This window comes from Devosia riboflavina (assembly GCF_000743575.1).
In the GTDB taxonomy this organism is placed as follows: Bacteria; Pseudomonadota; Alphaproteobacteria; order Rhizobiales; family Devosiaceae; genus Devosia; species Devosia riboflavina.
In genome coordinates this window covers 1-1,348 of sequence record NZ_JQGC01000068.1, presented here as the reverse complement: position 1 = coordinate 1,348, position 1,348 = coordinate 1, and the positions used below count along the sequence as shown (strand labels likewise).

Below are 1,348 nucleotides of genomic sequence, written 5' to 3'. Positions count from 1 at the left end.
GCCGGCAGCTGGTTTCGGCAGCCAATTCCACGTCGCGCTGGAACCGTTTCGTCTATGCCTTGCGCATAGCCGTACGCGAGCCGACCACCATTATCGGCATCCTTGCCGCGCTGCTGTTCCTCTACCTCATCATCGTGCCGATCGTTTCGATGCTCTCGGACGCGGTGCTGGTGCAGTTCGGCGAGGAGCGCAGGGCGGGCGGTCCCGCCGGCACGTTCACCTCCTATTACCTGGCGCGCGCCTTCACCTCGCCGGTGGCGTCGGATCTTTTCTGGACGCCGCTGCTCAATACGCTCTCGGTGGCGTTGGGTTCGATCGTGCTCTCGGTGCTGATCGGCGGCAGTCTCGCCTGGCTGCTCAGCCGCACCGACATGTTCGCCCGCCGCTGGTTCGCCACAGCCCTCATCGTGCCCTATATGCTGCCGGCCTGGACCTTCGCGCTGGCCTGGACGACGCTCTTCAAGAACCGTACGACGGGCGGGCAGCTCGGCTGGTTCGAGGCCATGGGGCTGACCCCGCCCGACTGGCTGGCCTACGGGCAGTTCCCCATCACCATCATCCTCTCGCTGCACTACGCGCCTTTCGTCATCCTGCTCTTCGGCAATGCCCTGCGGCGTTTCGATTCCCAGCTCGAGGATTCCGCCCGCATCCTTGGCGCCAAGCCTTCGACCGTGGCGATGAAGATCGTGCTGCCGTTGATGCTGCCCTCGCTGCTCTCGGCCATCATCCTAATCTTCGCCAAATGCCTGGGTGAGTTCGGCGTTGCCTATGTCCTCGGGCTGCCGGTCAAGTTCGACGTGCTGGCGACCTCGCTCTACCGCAATATTTCCTCGCGCCATGTCGGGGTGGCGGCGGTGCTCGCCGGCTCGATTATGCTCATCGGCATCATCTCGCTCATGGTCGATGCCAAGCTGGTCAAGGAAGCGCGCCGCTTCGTCACCATCGGCGGCAAGGGCTCGATGAACCGCAAGGCGCAACTGGGTATCTTCCGCATGCCGGCCAGCGCCTTCGCCGCGCTGGTCTTCGCGCTCAGTGTCGGCCTGCCCATCCTCACGCTCGCGCTTTCGACCGTGATGAAGGCGCCGGCCCAGTTCACGCCTGAAAACTTCACCCTCGACTACTGGATCGGTACCGACCTCCATACCGTCGCCCTGCAGACCGGCATCCTCCTCAGCCCCGACCTCTGGAATGCGGCCTGGAACAGCCTCTCGATCGTGGGTGTCGCTTCGATCACCTCCGGGATCCTCGGCCTGCTGGTCGGCTATGTCGTGGTGCGCACGCCTATCCGTCCACTCGGCGTTTTCCTGCGGCAGGTGACGTTCCTGCCTTACCTCGTGCCCGGCATCGC

At 64.5% G+C, this 1,348-nt stretch carries 1 protein-coding gene; it reads left to right on the top strand.

Going from position 1 to position 1,348, the window contains the following annotated elements; all coding sequences use genetic code 11:
* Positions 1 to 8 precede the first annotated feature (8 nt).
* The coding region (locus tag JP75_RS24695; RefSeq protein WP_084587924.1) for an ABC transporter permease at positions 9 to 1,348 on the top strand (1,340 nt) is incomplete at its 3' end.